The 19,381-nt window shown below is 70.1% G+C and carries 16 protein-coding genes; 7 read left to right on the plus strand and 9 right to left on the minus strand.

Going from position 1 to position 19,381, the window contains the following annotated elements; genetic code table 11:
• The first annotated feature begins 18 nt into the window (after positions 1–18).
• The 5 genes from A37W_RS0102335 (at position 19) to eno (ending at position 6,047) form a co-directional block, all read left to right on the plus strand.
• Entirely contained in the window at positions 19–357 is a 339-nt protein-coding gene (locus A37W_RS0102335) for a cupin domain-containing protein (protein ID WP_229666015.1), read from the plus strand.
• A gap of 266 nt (positions 358–623) precedes the next feature.
• Positions 624–2,375, plus strand: coding sequence for an acetolactate synthase 3 large subunit (locus A37W_RS0102340; RefSeq protein WP_018301415.1), 1,752 nt, complete (start codon positions 624–626; stop codon positions 2,373–2,375).
• A 572-nt stretch (positions 2,376–2,947) separates the two neighbouring features.
• Positions 2,948–3,775 (plus strand): GNAT family N-acetyltransferase, encoded by an 828-nt coding sequence (locus A37W_RS20765; protein WP_018301416.1) that lies wholly within the window; start codon positions 2,948–2,950, stop codon positions 3,773–3,775.
• 61 nt (positions 3,776–3,836) lie between these two features.
• Positions 3,837–4,724: a DMT family transporter gene (locus A37W_RS0102350; protein WP_018301417.1), complete on the plus strand. Its 888-nt coding sequence runs from the start codon at positions 3,837–3,839 to the stop codon at positions 4,722–4,724.
• A 45-nt stretch (positions 4,725–4,769) separates the two neighbouring features.
• A complete protein-coding gene (gene eno / locus A37W_RS0102355) occupies positions 4,770–6,047 on the plus strand; it encodes a phosphopyruvate hydratase (RefSeq protein WP_018301418.1) in 1,278 nt (425 codons plus the stop codon).
• Positions 6,048–6,095: 48 nt separating this feature from the next.
• On the opposite strand, the gene A37W_RS0102360 is transcribed toward eno, so the two are convergent.
• Both A37W_RS0102360 and A37W_RS0102365 read right to left on the minus strand, forming a co-directional pair.
• Complete coding sequence (locus tag A37W_RS0102360) at positions 6,096–6,581, minus strand: PRC-barrel domain-containing protein (RefSeq protein WP_018301419.1); 486 nt, start codon at positions 6,579–6,581, stop codon at positions 6,096–6,098.
• A 107-nt stretch (positions 6,582–6,688) separates the two neighbouring features.
• Positions 6,689–7,225: a PRC-barrel domain-containing protein gene (locus A37W_RS0102365; RefSeq protein ID WP_018301420.1), complete on the minus strand. Its 537-nt coding sequence runs from the start codon at positions 7,223–7,225 to the stop codon at positions 6,689–6,691.
• A 106-nt stretch (positions 7,226–7,331) separates the two neighbouring features.
• Here A37W_RS0102365 and A37W_RS0102370 point away from each other — a divergent pair, with 106 nt between their 5' ends.
• Positions 7,332–7,766 (plus strand): cupin domain-containing protein, encoded by a 435-nt coding sequence (locus A37W_RS0102370; protein WP_018301421.1) that lies wholly within the window; start codon positions 7,332–7,334, stop codon positions 7,764–7,766.
• On the plus strand, positions 7,759–7,992 hold the full coding sequence (locus A37W_RS0102375) for a sulfurtransferase TusA family protein (protein WP_018301422.1): 234 nt from the start codon (positions 7,759–7,761) through the stop codon (positions 7,990–7,992). Before A37W_RS0102370 ends, A37W_RS0102375 begins: the two co-directional genes overlap by 8 nt.
• A gap of 56 nt (positions 7,993–8,048) precedes the next feature.
• Here A37W_RS0102375 and A37W_RS0102380 read toward each other — a convergent pair whose 3' ends face one another.
• The 7 genes from A37W_RS0102380 to xylB form a co-directional block, all read right to left on the minus strand.
• Positions 8,049–10,838, minus strand: coding sequence for an Rne/Rng family ribonuclease (locus A37W_RS0102380; protein WP_040753319.1), 2,790 nt, complete (start codon positions 10,836–10,838; stop codon positions 8,049–8,051).
• Positions 10,839–11,520: 682 nt separating this feature from the next.
• Complete coding sequence (locus A37W_RS0102385) at positions 11,521–12,852, minus strand: sigma-54-dependent transcriptional regulator (protein ID WP_018301424.1); 1,332 nt, start codon at positions 12,850–12,852, stop codon at positions 11,521–11,523.
• 10 nt (positions 12,853–12,862) lie between these two features.
• Entirely contained in the window at positions 12,863–14,626 is a 1,764-nt protein-coding gene (locus A37W_RS0102390; protein WP_018301425.1) for a sensor histidine kinase, read from the minus strand.
• 36 nt (positions 14,627–14,662) lie between these two features.
• Positions 14,663–15,331, minus strand: coding sequence for a phosphoribosylformylglycinamidine synthase subunit PurQ (gene purQ / locus A37W_RS0102395; RefSeq protein WP_018301426.1), 669 nt, complete (start codon positions 15,329–15,331; stop codon positions 14,663–14,665).
• The gene (locus A37W_RS0102400) at positions 15,328–15,831 is read right to left on the minus strand and encodes a hypothetical protein (protein WP_018301427.1); all 504 of its coding nucleotides are present in this window, start codon (positions 15,829–15,831) and stop codon (positions 15,328–15,330) included. The genes purQ and A37W_RS0102400 overlap by 4 nt, the downstream gene beginning before the upstream one ends.
• Positions 15,832–16,570: 739 nt before the next feature.
• On the minus strand, positions 16,571–17,863 hold the full coding sequence (xylA, locus tag A37W_RS0102405) for a xylose isomerase (protein WP_018301428.1): 1,293 nt from the start codon (positions 17,861–17,863) through the stop codon (positions 16,571–16,573).
• Positions 17,864–17,885: 22 nt separating this feature from the next.
• Complete coding sequence (gene xylB, locus A37W_RS0102410; RefSeq protein ID WP_018301429.1) at positions 17,886–19,322, minus strand: xylulokinase; 1,437 nt, start codon at positions 19,320–19,322, stop codon at positions 17,886–17,888.
• Between the last annotated feature and the right edge of the window lie 59 nt (positions 19,323–19,381).

Genomic DNA, 19,381 nt, shown 5'->3' on the forward strand with positions numbered 1-19,381 from the left:
AGCCCCATGCCCCACCCGATGAAACTCTCCCGCGCCGACTGGCTGCGCGGTCCGGACAGGTGGCGCGGCCACGTGGACGGCGCGCGGTTCGGCGCCGGCGTCACCGTCCTCTTCTACGCGACCGAGACCGTCGGCGAGGGACCGAAGCTGCACGTCCACACCTACGACGAGATCTTCGTGATCCGGCAGGGCCGCGCCCGCTTCACGATCGGCGACGAGACGATCGACGCCGAGGAGGGCGACGTGCTGTTCGGACCGGCGAACGTGCCGCACAAGTTCGTCAACCTCGGCCCCGGGCGGCTCGACACCGTGGACATCCATCACAGCCCGGAGTGGGTGCAGACCAACCTCGAGTGACCGGCGCCTTGCGACCCGCGAAACATTCTTGCCCGTCGGCGATTTCCCGCGACATTTTCTCCGTCACTCCGGGTTGACCCCCCCTGCCCCGCGTGCATAAGTCGCCCCGCACGACGGAGCCCTCGACATGATGTCCCTTATCGTACTCGTAGAGGAAAGGCGCATGGGCCGGTAACGGTAGACCCAGTGGTCACGACCCATGCGCCCCCGGACCCCCCGGGGGCTTTTTTGTCGGCAACAGGCGCGTCGCAAGAGGAGATACGGCGATGACCCGCGAGATGACCGGAGCAAGGATGGTGGTTCAGGCCCTGAAGGATCAGGGCGTGGACGTGGTCTTCGGGTATCCCGGCGGCGCGGTACTTCCCATCTACGACGAGATCTTCCAGCAGAACGACATCCGCCACATCCTCGTCCGGCACGAGCAGGGCGCGGTCCACGCGGCCGAGGGCTATGCCCGCTCCACCGGCAAGCCCGGCGTCGCGCTGGTGACCTCGGGCCCCGGCGCGACGAACGCCGTCACCGGCCTGACCGACGCGCTGATGGATTCGATCCCGATCGTCGTGATGACCGGGCAGGTCCCGACCTTCATGATCGGCTCGGACGGCTTCCAGGAGGCGGACACCGTCGGCATCACCCGGCCCTGCACCAAGAACAACTGGCTGGTGAAGGAGACGGACGCGCTGGCGCCGACCATCCACGAGGCGTTCCACGTCGCGACGACCGGCCGCCCCGGCCCGGTGCTGATCGACATCCCCAAGGACGTGCAGTTCGCGACGGGGCGCTACTCCGAGCCGCGCGAGATGAGGACGCACTACAAGCCGCAGGTGAAGGGCGACCGCGCCGCCATCGAGGCGCTGGTCTCGGCGATCGAGACGGCGCAGCGCCCGGTCTTCTACACCGGCGGCGGCGTCATCAATTCCGGCCCCGCCGCCAGCCAGCTGCTGCGCGAGCTGGTGGAGGCGACGGGCTTTCCCATCACCTCGACCCTGATGGGCCTCGGCGCCTATCCGGCGAGCGGCGACAAGTGGCTGGGGATGCTGGGGATGCACGGCCTGTACGAGGCGAACATGGCGATGCACGGGTGCGATCTGATGATCTGCATCGGCGCCCGCTTCGACGACCGGATCACCGGGCGCGTCGACGCCTTCTCGCCCGGGTCGATCAAGGCGCACATCGACATCGACGCCTCGTCGATCAACAAGGTCGTGCACGTCGACATCCCGATCCTCGGCGACGTGGCCCACGTGCTGGAGGACCTGCTGAACGTCTGGAAGTCGCGCGGCCGCAAGACCGACCGCGAGGGGCTGGACGAATGGTGGGCCGCCATCACCGACTGGCGGTCGAAGAAGTGCCTGAGCTACAGGAACTCCGACACCGTCATCAAGCCGCAATACGCGCTGGAGCGGCTGGAGGCGCTGACGAAGGACCGCGACCGCTACATCTGCACCGAGGTCGGCCAGCACCAGATGTGGGCCGCGCAGTTCATGGGCTTCGAGGAGCCGAACCGCTGGATGACCTCCGGCGGCCTCGGGACGATGGGCTACGGCCACCCGGCCTCCATCGGGGTGCAGATCGCGCATCCGGACGCGCTGGTCATCAACGTGGCGGGCGAGGCGTCGTGGCTGATGAACATGCAGGAGATGGGCACCGCGGTGCAGTACCGTCTGCCGGTCAAGCAGTTCATCCTCAACAACGAGCGCCTCGGCATGGTCCGCCAGTGGCAGGAGCTGCTGCACGGCGAGCGCTACAGCCAATCGTGGAGCGAGGCGCTGCCCGACTTCGTGAAGCTGGCCGAGGCGTTCGGGGCGAAGGGCATCCTGTGCACCGATCCCAAGGACCTCGACGACGCGATCATGGAGATGCTGGAGTACGACGGTCCGGTGATCTTCGACTGCCTGGTCGAGAAGCACGAGAACTGCTTCCCGATGATCCCGTCGGGCAAGGCCCACAACGAGATGCTGATGGGCGACGCGGTGACGGCCGGCGCGATCGACGCCAAGGGGTCGGTGCTGGTGTAGGAGGGGCGGCGCGGCCGGACGCAGGTTCGGCCGCCCCGCTCCACACGGCGTTCCTAGGGCGACCCCGTCCCGGGCTAGACCCGGGACCTCGCGCAGACATGTCGGCAGTTCCGGGGTCACGCGTGACCGTCTGGCGACCGGACCAGCTCGCACCAACACGGACCAACGGAGGGCAGCGTCTGGCCGCGGTCAGACGCTCCCCGGGCGCGGTAGGGGCGCTTTATCGCGCAGCCCCGGACGACCTCGTTCGTCGCGCAGGTGGACAGGAAGCGTCTGGCCGGGGGGCGGCCAGACGCTGCCCGGGCCGCTTGCGCGGCTGATTCCGGGCGGAGCGTGATCTTCAGATGTCCGCGGGGGTCGGGCTCCTCCAAAGCTTCATCAGCTAGACCAGAAAAGGCAGGCCACCCACACCAGCCCCCCGCCCGGCAGCGCCACTGCGAATGCCAGCACGGCCGCGCCAAGCGGCGTCAGGCGCGGGCCGGTCGCGCGGTGGCCGTATACGGCCTCTCCCTCCTGGCGTTTCATGGCGCGCGTTTACCGCGTTTTCAGTTGCGACAGGCTTAACGTCAGTGATGGACCCGCCCTCGCCCGACGCGCCGCCGCTGCAGCAGCATTCCGGCTATGCCGCCGCGCTCGCCCGCCTCGGCCGACGGGCCGAGACTGTGCGCACCGGCGGCGCCGCCATGCTGGTCCTGCGCCGCGGTCCGCTCACGCTCACCGCCCGCGGTCCGCTCTGGGACAGCGCACTCGACCTCGCCGCCCGCACCCTCTGGCTGCGCCGCCACGGGCCGCGGCTCGTGGAGGCGGAGGCGGACGACGCCCCCGCCCTCGCCGCGGCGGGGTATGGGCGAGTCCTCACCTCCGCCGCCGTGGCGGATCTGGACCTGACCGGCGGGCCGCAGGCGATCTGGGCCCGCGCCCGCGGCAAGTGGCGCAACCGTGCCCTCGTCGGCCGCCGCGCCGCCCTTCGCCTGCGCAACGCTCCCTTCGACGGCGACCCGGACCACTGGCTGCTGTCGGCCGAGGCGCGGATGCGGTCGGAGCGCGCCTACCGCGCCCTGCCCCTCGCGCTGACCGTCGCGTTCGCCGCCGCCAACCCCGGCGCCGCCCGCCTCTTCGTGATGGAGCGCGGGACGCAGCCGCTCGCGGGCATGCTGTTCTTCCGCCACGGGCGCGCGGTCACCTACATGACCGGCTGGACCGGGCCGGAGGGCCGTGCGGTGTCGGCCCATCACCTGATCCTGATGCGGGCGGCGGCGTGGTACGGGGCGCGCGGCGCGGTGCGGATGGATCTGGGCTCCGTCGACACCGAGGCCGCGCCGGGCCTCGCGCGGTTCAAGCTGGGCTCGGGCGCGCGCCTGCGCCGCCTCGGCGGCTCGTGGCTGCGCCTGCGCTGGTAGGCCTTGCGCCCGTCCCGCCGCCCGGCGAAGAGGGGTGCATGACCGCCCTGCCCCCCTTCCGATGACCAACCAGACCGGCGCCCTCCTCATGGTCCTCGCCATGGCGGGCTTCGCGCTCGAGGACATGGTGATCAAGCTGATGGCCGGCAGCCTTCCTGTCGGGCAGATCCTGCTGATCGTCGGCGCCGGCGGCGCGCTCGTCTTCTCGGCGATCCTGCGGGCGCGCGGGCAGCGGGTGCTGACGGCCGACATCCTGTCTCCGGCCGTCGTCGCCCGCAACGTCTCGGAGATCGTCGGCACCTGCGGCTACGTGCTGGCGCTGGCGCTGATCCCGATCTCGCTGGCCTCGACCATCCTGCAGGCCGTGCCGCTGATCGTCACCCTCGCCTCGGCGCTGCTGCTGGGCGAGCGGGTCGGATGGCGCCGCTGGGCCGCGATCGGCGTCGGCTTCCTCGGCGTTCTCCTCGTCCTGCGGCCGGGAATGGAGGGGTTCCGCCCCGAGAGTCTGCTGGCCCTCCTCGGCGCCGTCGGCCTTGCCGCGCGCGACGTGGCGGCCCGCCGGGTGCCGGCGCGGGTCAGCTCGATGCACCTGTCGACCTGGGCCTTCGCCGCGCTGGTCCCCCTCGGCGCCGTCCTGCTGTGGGTCGAGGGCGGGCCGGTCACGATGGCCCCGCTCGATATCATGCGGGCGGCCTTCGTGATCGCGACCGGCGTCGTCGCCTACTGGCTGATCGTCGCGGCCAGCCGCGCCGGCGACGTGTCGTTCGTCGCGCCGTTCCGATACACGCGCATCCTCTTCGCCCTTGCCGTCGGCTACGTCGTCTTCGCCGAGAGGCCGGACGCCTTGACCCTCGTCGGCGCCGCCATCATCGTCGGCTCCGGCGTCTACACGCTGTGGCGCGAGGCGCGGGTGCGCAGGGCTTCCCCGAAGGACGCCGCCGCGCTATGACCCCGGCGAGCCGTCGTTATCGCTAACACCGCCCCGGAGGATACCATGAGCACCATCGTCGACATCCACGCCCGCGAGATCCTCGACAGCCGCGGCAACCCCACGGTCGAGGTCGACGTGATCCTCGAGGACGGCACGATGGGCCGCGCCGCGGTCCCGTCGGGCGCCTCCACCGGCGCCTACGAGGCGGTGGAGAAGCGGGACGGCGACAAGGGCCGCTACAAGGGCAAGGGCGTGCTGGAGGCGGTCGCCTCGGTCAACGGCGAGATCGCCGAGGCGGTGGTCGGCATGGACGCGACCGAGCAGGTCGAGATCGACATGACCATGATCGAGGTCGACGGCACCGACAACAAGGGCCGCCTCGGCGCCAACGCGATCCTCGGCGTGTCGCTGGCGGTGGCGAAGGCCGCGGCGGAATACACGACGCAGCCCCTGTTCCGCTACGTCGGCGGCACCTCGGCCCGCATCCTGCCGGTGCCGATGATGAACATCATCAACGGCGGCGAACACGCGGACAACCCGATCGACATCCAGGAATTCATGATCATGCCCGTCGCGGCCGAGACGGTGCGCGATGCGGTCCGGATGGGGTCCGAGATCTTTCACACGCTGAAGAAGGAACTGTCGGACGCCGGCATGGCCACCGGCCTCGGCGACGAGGGCGGCTTCGCGCCGAACCTCGGCTCCACCCGCGAGGCGCTCGATTTCATCCTGAAGTCGGTCGAGAAGGCCGGGTATCGGCCCGGCGAGGACATCTTCCTCGCCCTCGACTGCGCGGCCACGGAATACTTCAAGGACGGCAAGTACGAGATGGCGGGCGAAGGAAAATCCCTGTCGTCGGCGGAGAATGCCGATTACCTCGCCGCCCTCGCCGCGGACTACCCGATCATCTCGATCGAGGACGGCATGTCGGAGGACGACTGGGAGGGTTGGGCCGCGCTGACGGCGAAGCTCGGCGGCAAGGTGCAGCTGGTGGGCGACGACCTATTCGTCACCAACCCCGCCCGCCTGGCCGACGGGATCGCCAGGGGCACCGCGAACTCGCTGCTGGTGAAGGTGAACCAGATCGGCACCCTCACCGAGACGCTGAAGGCGGTCGAGATGGCGCACCGCGCCCGCTACACCTGCGTCATGTCGCACCGCTCGGGCGAGACCGAGGATTCTACCATCGCCGACCTGGCCGTCGCCACCAACTGCGGTCAGATCAAGACCGGCTCGCTGGCGCGGTCGGACCGGCTGGCGAAATACAACCAGCTCATCCGCATCGAGGAGATGCTGGGCGCGACGGCGGAGTATGCGGGGCGCTCGATCCTGCGGAGCTGAACGAAAAAGGGCCCCCGAACGGGGGCCCTTTCCGTGGAATCCGCTGGTTTACCACCAGTTCTCGCCGACCTCGGGCAGGTTCGCGAGCTGCTCTTCGCTCAGCCGGGTGACGAACGAGTACTGATCCACTCCGGCCGACCGAACCATGCGGACGTCGTCCGACGTCACGATCACGTGGCTGTCGCCGATGTCGAGGAAGCCGCCGGTTTCGACGACGAGGCCTGCCATCGTGCCGTCAGGCGACAGGACGACGTCGGTCACGTTGCCGATCTGGTCCCAGTCGGTGTCGACTTCGTTGTAGTAGCCGACGCTATCCCAATCGGCCTCGCCGATGTCGGCGTCGAGCGTGTAGACGTCGCCGTCGGTCAGCTCGCTGGTCCGGATCAGGTTGCCCATGTTCTCGGTGGAGACCATGCCGGACGCATAGCCGTCCTCGGAGACGCCGGTCATGTGCTGCTCGGCCAGGGCCGCGCCCGAAAGGCCGGTGGCGAGGGCGAGGGTCGCGGTCGTGAGGGTCATCTTGCGGATATGCATGGTGGTCCTCCTTCTTGGCTGTTTCGTTCTGGGTTCTGCGGACTCAACGGGCGGGCGCCGGTCCCGTTCCGAGATTTCGGGACCTTTCGGCTCCTCGTGCCGGCGCCTCAGTCGTCCTCGGGGTCGAGCACGTCGTCGAGGTCGTCCAGCTCTTCCAGCTGCTCGTTGCTGAGGCGTGTCACGATGTAGAACTCGTCCTCGCCCGGCTGCTGCACCAGACGCAGGTCGGAGAGGGGGATCAGGACGTTCTTTTCGCCGATCCCGAGGAAACCTCCGACCTCCACCGTCACGCCCACCACACTCCCGGCCGGGTCGATGATGAGATCCTCGACCTCGCCCACCTCGCCCCAGTCGGCCGACACCGCGCCGAAGGGCTCGCCGCTGGTCCAGAAATTGGCGTCGTAGGCGTCAGCGAGGGCATAGACCCGCGCGTCCTCGATGTCCTCGGCGCGGACCATCGGCCCGGTCGGCTGCTCAGGCGCGTAGGTGGCCTCGGCGCCCGCGGTCTCCATCGGCGCATCGTCCGTCACCGCCTCGTCCTCCATCACGGCGCCCTCGAGCGCCGCCTCGGCCTCGTCGTTGGTGTCCTGCGCGACGAGCGGCGTGGCCGCGATCAGGGCGAGGGGGAGGGCATAGCGGAACATGGGATGGCCTTTCACGTCTTCGGGATGCGCTGGCAACGCGGCGCGCGGCGCACAGGTTCCGGTCGCGCCCTTGCCGCCGCCCCGGTGCCGGCCTAGCAACGGGGGCATGGAAGGCCAGGACATCATCCGCACGCTCGATCTGGCGCCGCACCCCGAGGGCGGCTGGTTCCGCCAGACCTGGATCGCCGAGGCCGCGCCCGGCGAACGCGCGTCCGGGACGTGCATCTACTTCCTCCTGCTGGCGGGCGAGCGCAGCCACTGGCACCGGGTGGATGCCACCGAGATCTGGCACTTCCACGCGGGCGCGCCGCTGGTCCTGTCCGTCGCAGAGGCGGACGCGGGGCCGGCGGAGGACCTCGTTCTCGGCTCCGACCTCGCCGCCGGCGACCGGCCGCAGCGCATCGTACCCGAGGGATGGTGGCAGGCGGCGGCGACCACGGGCGACTGGACGCTGGTCAGCTGCACCGTCTCGCCCGGCTTCCGGTTCGAGGGATTCCAGCTTGCGGCGCCCGGCTTCGACATTCCCCGCGCCGATGGCTGAGCGCCTCTCGGACGTCCGCGGGCTTAAATGCCCCCTGCCCGTCCTGCGCGCGCGCAAGCTGCTGATCGGGATGGCCCCGGGCGAGGTGCTGCGCCTTCTGTCCGACGATCCCGTGGCGGTGATCGACCTGCCGCATTTCTGCGCCGAGGCCGGGCACGACCTCGTCGGGACCGAGGCGGCGGAGGGCTGCGGCACCGCCTACCTCATCCGCAAGGGCAGCCCGTAGTAACGCGAAGGGCCGGGCTTGCGAGGCCCGGCCCGTTCAGTCTTCGTGCGGAAGGCTCAGCCGCGGCCGAGCGACCACCAGCCCCGCCGCTTCGGCTTGTCCGAGGTGTCCGCCTCGGCCAGTGCCGGCTCGCGGGTCTCGTCGTCCCTGGCTTTCTCCGGCTCGGGCTCGGCCTGCGCCTCCGGCTCCGCCGCTGCGGCGGACGCCGGCTCGGCCTCCGCCTCCGGCTCCGGCTCGGCGGCGGGCTCCGGCTCGGCCTGCGCCGCGACCTCGGGCTCCGTCGCGGGTTCGGGCGTGACCGCCTCGTCGGGCACCGCGGCGGCGGCCGATCCGGCGCTGTCGCCGTCACCGGGAACAGCCTCGACCGACTGTTCCGCGACCGGGGCCGGCTCGGGCGCCGGCTCGGTCTCCGCCTTCTTGCGGCGGGTGCGGCGCTTGGGCTTCTCCTCGACCACCGGCTCGGGCTGGGCCTCGGCGGCGGCCGCCACCGTCTCGGCGACCCCTTCCGTCTCGGTCGACCCGGCGGGCTCCTCGGTCTTGCGGCGGGTGCGGCTGCGGCGGCGCTTGGGCTTCTCCTCGGCCTCGGCGGCCTCGGCGGGCGCCTCCGCCTCGGCCTGCTCCGCGGCGGGCTCGGGCACGCCTTCGGTGGCGGGCTCGTCGGAGTCGTCGTCCGACGACTCGTCGCCGTTCTCGCCGTTGTTCGCCTCGTCGCCGGGCTTGCGGCCCTTGCGGCGGCGGCGGCGCCGCTTCTTCTTCGGCCGGTCGTCGCCGGCCTGCTCGTCGCGCGCCTCCTCGGCCTTGTCGCCGGCCTCCGCCTCGGCGGTGTCCTCGTCGGCCTCTTCCTCGGCCACATCCGCGTCGTCGTCGTACTCGTCCGCGACCAGCGCCGCCGTCGTGTGCGACACGACCGGCCCCGTCACCTCGGGCACAGCCCGCATGGCGGTCTTGAACTTCTCCACCATGTAGTCCGGCGACACGAGCGTGAGGTCGGCCTCCAGCCGGACGCTCATGCCGTAGCGCGCCTCGATCTGGGCGATGTGCTCGCGCTTGTGGTTGATCAGGTAGTTGACGATCCCGACCGGCGCCTTGACCAGCACCTCCTTGGTGCGGCCGCGGACGCCCTCTTCCTCGATCTGGCGCAGGATCGACAGCGCGACGTTGTCGTCCGAGCGCAGCAGGCCCGTGCCGTGGCAGTGCGGGCAGGGCTGCGTCGTCGCCTCGAGCATGCCGGGGCGCAGACGCTGGCGCGACATCTCCAGCAGGCCGAAGCCCGAGATGCGGCCGAGCTGGATGCGCGCGCGGTCGGTCTTGAGCTTGTCCTTGAGGCGCTTCTCGACGGCGGCGTTGTTCTTGCGCTCGTCCATGTCGATGAAGTCGATGACGATCAGGCCGGCGAGGTCGCGCAGGCGCAGCTGGCGGGCCACCTCCTCGGCCGCCTCGAGGTTCGTCTTGAGCGCCGTCTGCTCGATCGAGCCCTCCTTGGTGGCCCGGCCGGAGTTCACGTCGATCGCGACAAGCGCCTCGGTCACGCCGATCACGATGTAGCCGCCGGAGGGCAGCTGCACGGTCGGGTTGAACATGGCGTTGAGGTAGCTCTCGACCTGGTAGCGGGCGAACAGCGGCAGGTTGTCGCCGTAGGGTTTCACGTTCTTGGCGTGGGACGGCATGATCATCTTCATGAAGTCCTTGGCCGTCCGGTAGCCGTCCGCGCCCTCGACGATCACCTCGTCGATCTCCTTGGAATAGAGATCGCGGATCGACCGCTTGATGAGATCCCCTTCCTCGTAGATCCGGGCCGGCGCGATGCTCTTGAGCGTCAGCTCGCGGATCTGCTCCCACAGGCGCTGCAGGTATTCGTAGTCGCGCTTGATCTCGGACTTGGTCCGCTGGCTGCCTGCGGTGCGGATGATCAGGCCCGCGCCCTCGGGCACGGCCATCTCGCCCGCGATCTCCTTGAGCTTCTTGCGGTCGACGGCATTGGTGATCTTGCGGCTGATGCCGCCGCCCCGGGCGGTGTTCGGCATCAGCACGCAGTAGCGGCCGGCGAGGCTGAGGTAGGTGGTCAGCGCGGCGCCCTTGTTGCCCCGCTCTTCCTTGACGACCTGGACCAGCATGATCTGCCGGACCTTCACGACCTCCTGGATCTTGTACTTGCGGGCCCGCGGCTTGCGGACCGGGCGCACGTCCTCGATGTCGTCCTCGTCGGCGACGGATTCGATCGTGTCGTCCTTCTCGGGCGGGGCCTCGGGGCCGCCGTCCTCGTCGTCGTCCTCGCCGGCGGCGGGCGTCTCGACCGGAGTCTCGGCGACCGTTTCCATCGGCGAAGCGCCTTCGGGGGTGTCGCCTTCGCCGTCCTCGTCCTCGCCGAGGTCGATCGTCTCCATCCCCTCGGGATGTTTCGACGCGACGGCGTCGCCCTTCGACGACGCGGCCCGGCTGCGCGAGCGCGACCGCGAGCGGCGGCGGCCGCGCGGCTTGTCGCCGTCCTCGTCGTCTTCGTCGTCGGACGAGTCGCCGTTGTCCTCGTGCGCCTCGGCCTGGGCCTTCAGGCTCTCGGCGTAGGCGCGCTCCTCGGCGAGCAGGGCCTGCCGGTCGGCGATGGGGATCTGGTAGTAGTCAGGGTGGATTTCCGAGAAGGCGAGAAAGCCGTGCCGGTTCCCGCCGTAATCCACGAATGCCGCCTGCAGCGACGGCTCCACGCGGGTGACCTTGGCGAGGTATATGTTGCCGGCGAGCTGCCGCTTGGCGGCACTCTCGAAATCAAACTCCTCGACCTTGTTTCCGTCCACCACCACGACCCGGGTCTCTTCCGGGTGGGTGGCATCGATCAGCATTTTCCTGGGCATTTTGTCCGATTGCACGCAAGCGCCGCCCCGGTCCTGACGGGCCGGGAGGGGGGTTGGCGTGACTGTCAGGGGCGTGCCGCGCCGCAGCCGCGACCACGCCCCTCGGGGCGGTCGGTTCGGCGGCAGGGGTGCGTGCGCTTGGCATCGCGTTTCGACTCCGACGCCTACCCCGTCACCGGAGCGCGGCGCCCGTTTCTTTCCCCGGGCGGGACCGGACCTTTCGGGAAGCGGCACGCCGTCGGGGAATCTCGCGGCCCGTCACCGGGCCGATCCAGTCTGCGCAGGCCCCGGCTTGAAGGGCCGCGGCGTCCTGCGGCAGAAATTCCGACCGGACCGGCAAGGGCTGCGCGCCCCTCGGTCCGTTCCCCCTACATAGGGGAAAGGTGCGGCCCAATACAATCGGAAATGTAACTGCAGCGCGACGTGTCGCCGGCTGGCCCGGCCCACGCCGTCGGCCCGGCCCGAGACCTCGCAACCGAGCGACCTTGCGAGGCCGGATGATGACCGCCGCGCGACGTGCGGGATCGCTGACCCCGTGACCGTGCGGGTGGCGGCAGAGCCGACGAAGAGGTCAAGGCCGCCCCTGGCAGGACCAGCGTGGAGATAAGCCACCGGTCCGCTGCCAGCCGCCCGCAGGCGGCGAAAGCGGGCGCGCCCGGGAGGACCTCCCGCCGCCCTGCCCTCACAGATAGTCGGACCGCTGCAGCCCGTACTTCGCCATCTTCTCGTTCAGCGTCCGGCGCGGCAGCTGCAGCTCTTCCATGACCCCGACGATGGAACCCTTGTGGCGGCGCATCGTGTTGTCGATCAGCATCCGCTCGAACGCCTCGACGAACTCCTTGAGCGGCTTGCCTTCGGTCGTCATCGCCGGCTTGCTGTCGTCGGTGTCGGCCATCAGCAGCGAGGCGATCGTGCCGGTGCCGCGGCGGTTCTGCAGCACCGCCCGCTCGGCCACGTTGATGAGCTGGCGGACGTTGCCGGGCCACGGCGCCTGCAGCAGCTGCGCCGCCTCCTGCGCGGTGACCTGCGGCGCGTCGCAGCCGTACTCCTCGGCATACTGCTCGCTGAGGCGGGTGAAGAGCGTGAGGATGTCCTCGCCCCGCTGGCGCAGCGGCGGCACGACGATCCGGAGCGCGGCGAGGCGGTAGAACAGATCCGGCCGCAGCACGCTCTCGGACGTCTTGCCCTCGTCCTGCAGGTTCGAGATCGCGACGATCCGCGTCTCGCCCGGGCTGCCCTGCTCGTTAATCGCGGTCAGCAGGCGCGCCTGCATGGACGAGGACAGCGCCTCGACGTCCTCCAGGACCAGCGTCCCGCCCCGCGCCTCCTCCATCGCCGGCAGCGGCTCGCCGTCCTCGACCGGGCCGAACAGGCGGCGGGGCAGCGTCTCCTCGTCGAGGGCGCCGCAGGAGATCAGGACGAACTTCTTGGACGCGCGGCTGCCCACGGCGTGCAGCGCGTGCGCCACCAGCGTCTTGCCGGTGCCGGTCTCGCCCTCGATGAGGACGTGCCCGTCGGCCTGGCCGAGGTCGAGGATGTCCTCCTTCAGCCGCTCCATCGCCGGAGAGGCGCCGATCAGCTTCTTCATCAGCGCCGAGCCGTCCGACAGCTCCTTGCGCAGCGCCCGGTTGTCGAGCGTGAGGCGCCTTGCCTGGCTGGCCTTCTTGGCCAGCTCGGTCATCCGGTCGGGGTTAAACGGCTTCTCCAGGAAGTCGAACGCGCCGATCCGCATCGCCTCCACCGCCATCGGCACGTCGCCGTGGCCGGTGATCATGATGACCGGCAGCATCGAATCGACGCTCTTCAGCTTCTTGAGGAACTGCATCCCGTCCATGCCGGGCATCTTGATGTCGCTGACAACGATGCCCGGATAGTCGGCGCCGAGGCCGCGCAACGCGTCCTCCGCGCTGGCGAACGTCTCGGTGTCAAACCCCGACAGGGCCAGCCACTGGCTGATCGACTGCCGCATGTCCTTCTCGTCGTCGACGATCGCGACCTTCATCGCCTTGCTCATCGCCTCACTCCTATTCCGCCGCCTCGCGGCCGGCCTCCCAGGTCGGGAGCTGCACCTCGAAGACCGCGCCGCCGCCCGCCGAGTTGCGGGCGGTCAGTCGACCGCCGAGGTCGTTTATGATGCCGGACGAAATGGCAAGGCCCAGCCCGACGCCCTCGCCCTTCTCCTTGGTGGTATAGAAAGGCTCGAAGAGCTGTTCGAGGTCCTCGATGCCGGGACCGTTGTCACGCACGGTCAGCCGCATCGTCCGGCCGGTGGCCAGCACGATCTCGATCCGCGGCGTGGGCGTGGTCTTGGTGGCGTCGATGGCATTGCGCAACAGGTTGATGATGACCTGCTCCAGCCGCAGACGGTCGCCGAAGATCATCACCGGCTCGGCGGGCAGCGTGCGCTTGATCTCGACCTGCCGCGTCTTGAGCTGCGGCTCCATCATCGCCAGCGCCGAGGACAGCGCGGCCCGTGCGTCCACGGGTTCGAACGCATCCTGCCCCTTGCGGGCGTAGGACTTCAGCTGGCGGGTGATGGCGCCCATCCGGTCGATCAGGTCGTCGATCCGCTGGAAGCTCGACAGCGCCTCGTCGGGGCGCTTGCGCTGCAGCAGCAGGCGTGCGCCGGCGAGGTAGGTCTTCATCGCGGCCAGCGGCTGGTTCAGCTCGTGGCTGACGGCCGCCGACATCTCGCCCAGCACCGCCAGTTTGGACGATTGCTGCAGCGACTGCTCTGCCACCTCGAGGCTCTTCTCGGCCTTCTCGCGCTCGGCGATCTCCCGCTGCAGCGCGGCGTTCAGCGCGCGGAGTTCTGCCGACTCGCGCTGGAAGAGGACGAGCCGGGAGGCCGTCTTGCGGCCTGACAGCCAGAAGGCGAAGGCCAGAAGTATTGCGAATCCCATGATCTCGAGCGCGAGGACGCCGTTCACCCGCTCGCGGACCGAGTTGTAGGTGGTGAAGCCCACCATCGTCCAACCCTGGAACGGCACCCGCATCTCGCGGCGCATCACCGCCTCGCCGCGGAAGTAGGCCTCGATCGGAAGGGCGGTCCAGTCTCGGGTGGCGCGGATCGCCCGCTCGATGGCGGAGGGCGCGTCGGCAACCTCCAGCGCCTCGGTCTCCTGCAGGCCGCGCCAGCGCGGCTCGGTGGCGAGAATGACGGTGCCGGAGCTGTCGGTGACGATCACCGCGTCCGACGTGCCGGCCCAGCTGCGCTCCAGCTTGGCGAGGTCGACCTCCACCGCGATGACGCCGAGGAGGTTCCGGTCGCTCTCGATCTTGCGGGAATAATGAAAGGCGTAGGCGCCCGAATCCCGTCGCCAGCTGGTGAATACGGTGCCCGAGGAGCGCAGCGCCTCGACGAAGAACGGCGAGTTGCGCTGGTTCTCGCCGAGGCGGGCTCGGTCCGTCGCGGCGACGACACGCCCGTCGCGGTCGTACAGGACGAGAGAGGCGGCGCCGATCTCGTCCACGAAGGTCAGCAGGCGCTGGGTGGAACGGGAATAGTCGCCCGAGTTCAGCGCGCCGATCAGCTCGGGGTCGCGGGCGAGGAGCTGGGGGACGATGGAGTTCCGCTGCAGTTCGGCCACGAGGTTTCCGACGTTCAGCGTCAGGCGCACCTCGGCGCGGTTGCGCGTCGTTTCGGTGAAGCGCTCGGTCAGGTACTGGTTGGTGAACCATATGACGGCGAGCGCGACGATGCAGAACAGGCCGATCGCGATCCGCGCCCAGACGGCACGGCTCGCCTCGGTGCCGTCGGAGGCGGCGGGTTCGGCCTGGTCGTTCATGGGCGGAGTCTAGGGTCGCAACCCCGGCGGCTCAAGTCACACGCGCTCCAGCGCGTCGGCGAGACCGGCGAACAGCGCCCGCCCGTCGGTGCCGCCGTGCGCCGGGTCGGCCGCCCGCTCCGGGTGCGGCATCATGCCGAGGACCCGGCCGTTGGCCGAGACGATGCCGGCGATGTCGTGCCGCGAGCCATTGGGATTGTCGCCGTAGGTGAAGGCCACCTGGCCCTCGCCCTTCAGCCGCGCCAGCGTCTCGTCGTCGGCGAAGTAGTTGCCGTCGTGGTGCGCGATCGGCAGGGCGATGGTCTGGCCGGCGGCATAGCCCGAGGTGAAGGCCGTCCCGGCGTTGGTCACCGTCAGCGGCACCGTCCGGCAGATGTAGCGCAGGCCGGCGTTGCGCAGCAGCGCGCCGGGCAGCAGCTTCAGCTCGGTCAGCACCTGGAAGCCGTTGCAGATTCCGAGGACGTAGCCGCCCCGCTCGGCATGGAAGCGCAGGGCGCGGGCGATGGGCGACTGCGCCGCGATGGCGCCGCAGCGCAGGTAGTCGCCGAACGAGAAGCCGCCCGGCACCGCGACGAGGTCCACGCCGTCCGGCAGCGCGTCGTCCTTGTGCCAGACCATCGTGACCTGCGCGCCGGCCTGCTTCAGCGCCACCGCGATGTCGCGGTCGCAGTTGGAGCCGGGAAAGACGATGACGGCGGCCTTCATGCGCGTGCCTTTCGGAAGAACAGCCGGTCCACGATCAGCCACAGCGGCAGCGCGATCGCCACCGAGGCCGCGAGGAACAGCGACAGCATGGCCGGGATGAACCACAGACCCTGCCAGGTGTCCATCCTGACGTTCCCGCGGTGGCCCGGGATGGCGCGGATCATCGCCGTCTCGCCGACCGCGACGTCGAAGCTGGAATGCGAGGAGCCGACGCTGGCGCGGTAGTCCTCGCCGTCCATTCTGTAGGTGAAGATCGGCTCGTAGTTGATCGTGCCCCGGTCGAATACCGTCTCCCCCGGCCACTCGTAGCGCTGGACGACCGTGCCCTCGACCCGCTCGGAGCGCAGCACGTAGAGGGCGTTCTCGGCGAGGAAGCCGAGGGTGGCAATGGCGAACAGGACCGGCAGCACCCAGACGATGATCTTCGCCCGGGTCCGCCATGTCATGTCGGTCAGGAAGCGGCTGCGCAGGATCGCATGGCCGATGGGGTGCGGGTCCATGGGGAATGTCCTTCGTCGGAAATCGTCGTGGCGCTGAAATGCAGGCCGCAGGCTAGCGGGTGGACGGCCCGCGATAAAGATCCGGTGAAGGGCGAATGCTGCCGTCCCGGGCCTGACCCGGGACCCCCAGGGACCCGGCGCGCCATTTCCCGCGAGGCCCCGGGTCGGGCCCGGGGCGGGGGGCCGCCAGACGCTGGGGATGTGCTCCGGAGTCGGGCGGGTCTGTCGTGCCTACGAGAGGGCCGCGGCTGGCCGCGGGCAGACGCTCCGACGCGGCGGTAGGAGGAGCTTTATCCCGCCACCCCCGCAGGACCCCTATCGTCTCGCTGGTGGCGCGGAAGCGTCTGGCCGGGGGGCGACCAGACGCTGCCCGGGCCGCTTGCGCGGCTGATTCCGGGCGGGAAGAGCGGCGTGCGGAAGTCTGGGAGGGGTGCGGCGGGTGGGTCGAAGCCCCATCCTACCGAAGGGCAGCGGCTGGCCGCGGTCAGACGTTCCGACGCGGCGGTAGGGGGAGCTTCATCCCGCCACCCCCGCAGGACCCCTGTCGTCTCGCTGGTGGCGCGGAAGCGTCTGGCCGGGGGGGCGGCCAGACGCTGCCCGGGCCGTTTGCGCGCCTGATTCCGGGCAGGGCGTAGGGTGGGTGAAACCCACCGCCCGCCGCCCGCCGCAAGGCGGGTTTCACCCACCCTACGGATCTGCGCCCGCCGGCGATCCGGCGGGCGAAGGTCGCGCTATCGCCTCACACGAACCGGTTCACCCAGTTCTCCAGCCGCTCCTGCCGGCCCGACCGCGGCTCGGGGTTGATCCCCTCGCGCTCCACCTTCTCGGCGATGGCGGCCAGGTCCATGCCCAGCAGGTCGGACGTGTCCCACCCGGCGTAGCGCTCGTCGCGCATCCGCTCGAGCCCGCCATCCTCCAGCATCGCCGCCGCGGCCTTCAGGCCCGCGGCGCAGACGTCCATGCCGCCGACATGCGCCAGGATCAGGTCCTCGGGGTCGAGGCTCTGGCGCCGGATCTTGGCGTCGAAGTTGGTACCCCCGGTGGTGAAGCCGCCGGCCTTCAGCACCTCGTAGTAGGCCACCGCGACCTCGGGCACCGAGACCGGGAACTGGTCGGTGTCCCAGCCGGACTGGTAGTCGTTCCGGTTCATGTCGATCGAGCCGAGGATGCCGAGCGAGGCGGCCAGCGCCAGCTCGTGCTCGAACGAGTGCCCCGCCAGGATCGCGTGCCCCTGCTCGATGTTCATCTTCACCTCGTTCTCGAGGCCGAAATCCTTGAGGAACGAGTACACCGTGCCGACGTCGTAATCGTACTGGTGCTTGGACGGCTCCTGCGGCTTGGGCTCCACAAGGATCGCGCCCTCGAAGCCGATCTTCTTGGCGTAGTCGACGACCATCGTCAGGAAGCGGCCGGCATGCTCGCGCTCCTTCTTGAGGTCGGTGTTCAGCAGAGTTTCATAGCCCTCGCGCCCGCCCCACAGGACATAGTTCTGCCCGCCCAGCTGGTGCGTGGCGTCGAGGCAGGTCTTCACCGTCGCCGCGGCGAAGGCGAAGACGTCGGGGTCGGGGTTCGTCGCCGCGCCCGCCATGTAGCGGCGGTGCGTGAACATGTTCGCGGTGCCCCAGAGGAGCTTCGTCTTCGACGTCTCCATCTTCTGCGCGAAGTAGTCCGTCATCTCCTGCAGCCGCGCCGTGTTCTCGGCGAAACTGTCGCCCTCGGGCCGGACGTCGGCGTCGTGGAAGCAGAAGAACGGCACGCCGAGGATGCGGAACATCTCGAACGCGACGTCGGCCTTCATCTTCGCATGATCCATCGTGTCGCCGAACCACGGCCGGTCGAAGGTCTGGCCGCCGAACGGGTCGCCGCCCGGCCAGGCGAAGGAGTGCCAGTAGGCGACCGAGAAGCGCAGCTGGTCCTCCAGCCGCTTGCCCATCACCTGCGCGTCGGGGTCGTAGTGGCGGAACGCGAATTCGTTGGAGGAGTCGGTCCCCTCGTAAACGATTTCGGGAATGTCCTTGAAGAAGTCGGTCATGGCGGATGGCCCTTCCTTGTCGTCAGCGGTTCTTGATGGCGGAGTAGGCGTCCCGGTAGCGGGCGTGCCCTTCGGTGAAGGCTGCGGTCAGCGCCGGGTCGGGATCGACCGTCCGGGCGATTGCCGGGCGGGTCGCGATCTCGGCCCCGGCGCCGGTGGCGGCCATGATGGCCAGCCGCGCGGCGCCGAACGCGCCGCCGTAATCGCCCGCCGCCGGCAGCTCGACCGGCAGGCCGAGCGAGGTGGCGATGGCGCGCACCCAGTAGTCCGACTTGGACCCGCCCCCGGCGGCGATCAGCCGCTCGATCGGGGTGCCGGTGCCGGTCAGCGCGTCGAAGCTGTCTCGGATCGCGAAGGTGATCCCCTCCAGCACCGCGCGGGTCATCGAGTCGCGGTCGGTGGCGTGGTCGAGATGCAGGAAGGCGCCGCGCACGTGGGCGTCGTTGTGGGGCGTGCGCTCGCCGCCGAGATACGGCAGGAACAACGTGCCGCCCGGCGCCCGGAGGTCGCCGAGGCGGGCGGTCATCTCCGGCGCCGGCTCCCCCGCGATCTTCGCCCACCAGTTCAGCGCGTCGGCCGCGGCGAGGATCACGCCCATCTGGTTCCACATGCCCGGAAGCGCGTGGCAGAAGGTGTGCACCGCCGTCGCCGCGTCGGGGCGGAAGCTGCCGGCCGCGGCGAAGAGCACGCCCGACGTGCCGAGCGAGACGAACGCGTCCCCCGGCCGCACCACGCCCGAGCCGACACCGGCGGCTGCATTGTCGCCGCCGCCGCCGGCCACGACCACGTCCGAGGGCAGGCCCCACTCGGCCGCGAGGTCGCCGCGGACGGTGCCCGACGGCTCGGACCCCTCGACGAGGCGAGGCATGTGATCGCGGCTGAGCCCCGTGGCAGCGAGGAGGTCGTCCGACCAGTCCCGCTTGCCGCAGTCCAGCCACGCCGTGCCGGCCGCGTCCGACATCTCGGCCACGTACTCGCCGGTCAGCCAGAGGCGCAGGTAATCCTTCGGCAGCAGGACCTTGGCGACCTTGGCGAAGGTCTCGGGCTCGTGCTTCGCCACCCAGACCAGCTTGGGCGCGGTGAAGCCGGGAAAGACGATGGTGCCGGTGATCTCGCGGAAGCGCGGGTCGGCGTCGAGCGCCGCGGCTTCCTCGTGGGCGCGGGTGTCGTTCCACAGGATGCAGGGCCGCAGCACCTGGCCCTGGGCATCCACCAGCGTCGCGCCGTGCATATGGCCCGACAGGCCGATGCCGCGCACGGCCGACAGATCCGCCTTGCCGGCGAGGGCCCGCATCGCGGCGCCGCAGGCGGTGATCCAGTCGGCGGGGTCCTGCTCGGACCAGCCGTCGTGGGGGCGGCTGACGGTGAGCGGCGCATGCGCCTCGGCCACCGCCTCCTGCGCGTCGTCGATCAGAAGGGCCTTCAGGCCCGAAGTGCCGAGGTCGAGGCCGATATACATCAGACGCGTCCCGTCCGGTCGCCGTCGGTCTGCATGGAAAAGCGCCTCCCTCTCGTGCT

Origin of the sequence: Wenxinia marina DSM 24838, assembly GCF_000379485.1 — a bacterium.
Lineage (GTDB): Bacteria > Pseudomonadota > Alphaproteobacteria > Rhodobacterales > Rhodobacteraceae > Wenxinia > Wenxinia marina.

Excerpts from the sequence above, each read along its gene's own strand:
- A37W_RS0102335 (WP_229666015.1), top strand. The coding sequence starts at position 19 with ATGAAACTCTCCCGCGCCGACTGGCTGCGCGGTCCGGACAGGTGGCGC.
- A37W_RS0102340 (WP_018301415.1), top strand. The coding sequence starts at position 624 with ATGACCCGCGAGATGACCGGAGCAAGGATGGTGGTTCAGGCCCTGAAG.
- A37W_RS20765 (WP_018301416.1), top strand. The coding sequence starts at position 2,948 with ATGGACCCGCCCTCGCCCGACGCGCCGCCGCTGCAGCAGCATTCCGGC.
- A37W_RS0102350 (WP_018301417.1), top strand. The coding sequence starts at position 3,837 with ATGACCAACCAGACCGGCGCCCTCCTCATGGTCCTCGCCATGGCGGGC.
- eno (WP_018301418.1), top strand. The coding sequence starts at position 4,770 with ATGAGCACCATCGTCGACATCCACGCCCGCGAGATCCTCGACAGCCGC.
- A37W_RS0102360 (WP_018301419.1), bottom strand. The coding sequence starts at position 6,581 with ATGCATATCCGCAAGATGACCCTCACGACCGCGACCCTCGCCCTCGCC.
- A37W_RS0102365 (WP_018301420.1), bottom strand. The coding sequence starts at position 7,225 with ATGTTCCGCTATGCCCTCCCCCTCGCCCTGATCGCGGCCACGCCGCTC.
- A37W_RS0102370 (WP_018301421.1), top strand. The coding sequence starts at position 7,332 with ATGGAAGGCCAGGACATCATCCGCACGCTCGATCTGGCGCCGCACCCC.
- A37W_RS0102375 (WP_018301422.1), top strand. The coding sequence starts at position 7,759 with ATGGCTGAGCGCCTCTCGGACGTCCGCGGGCTTAAATGCCCCCTGCCC.
- A37W_RS0102380 (WP_040753319.1), bottom strand. The coding sequence starts at position 10,838 with ATGCCCAGGAAAATGCTGATCGATGCCACCCACCCGGAAGAGACCCGG.
- A37W_RS0102385 (WP_018301424.1), bottom strand. The coding sequence starts at position 12,852 with ATGAGCAAGGCGATGAAGGTCGCGATCGTCGACGACGAGAAGGACATG.
- A37W_RS0102390 (WP_018301425.1), bottom strand. The coding sequence starts at position 14,626 with ATGAACGACCAGGCCGAACCCGCCGCCTCCGACGGCACCGAGGCGAGC.
- purQ (WP_018301426.1), bottom strand. The coding sequence starts at position 15,331 with ATGAAGGCCGCCGTCATCGTCTTTCCCGGCTCCAACTGCGACCGCGAC.
- A37W_RS0102400 (WP_018301427.1), bottom strand. The coding sequence starts at position 15,831 with ATGGACCCGCACCCCATCGGCCATGCGATCCTGCGCAGCCGCTTCCTG.
- xylA (WP_018301428.1), bottom strand. The coding sequence starts at position 17,863 with ATGACCGACTTCTTCAAGGACATTCCCGAAATCGTTTACGAGGGGACC.
- xylB (WP_018301429.1), bottom strand. The coding sequence starts at position 19,322 with ATGTATATCGGCCTCGACCTCGGCACTTCGGGCCTGAAGGCCCTTCTG.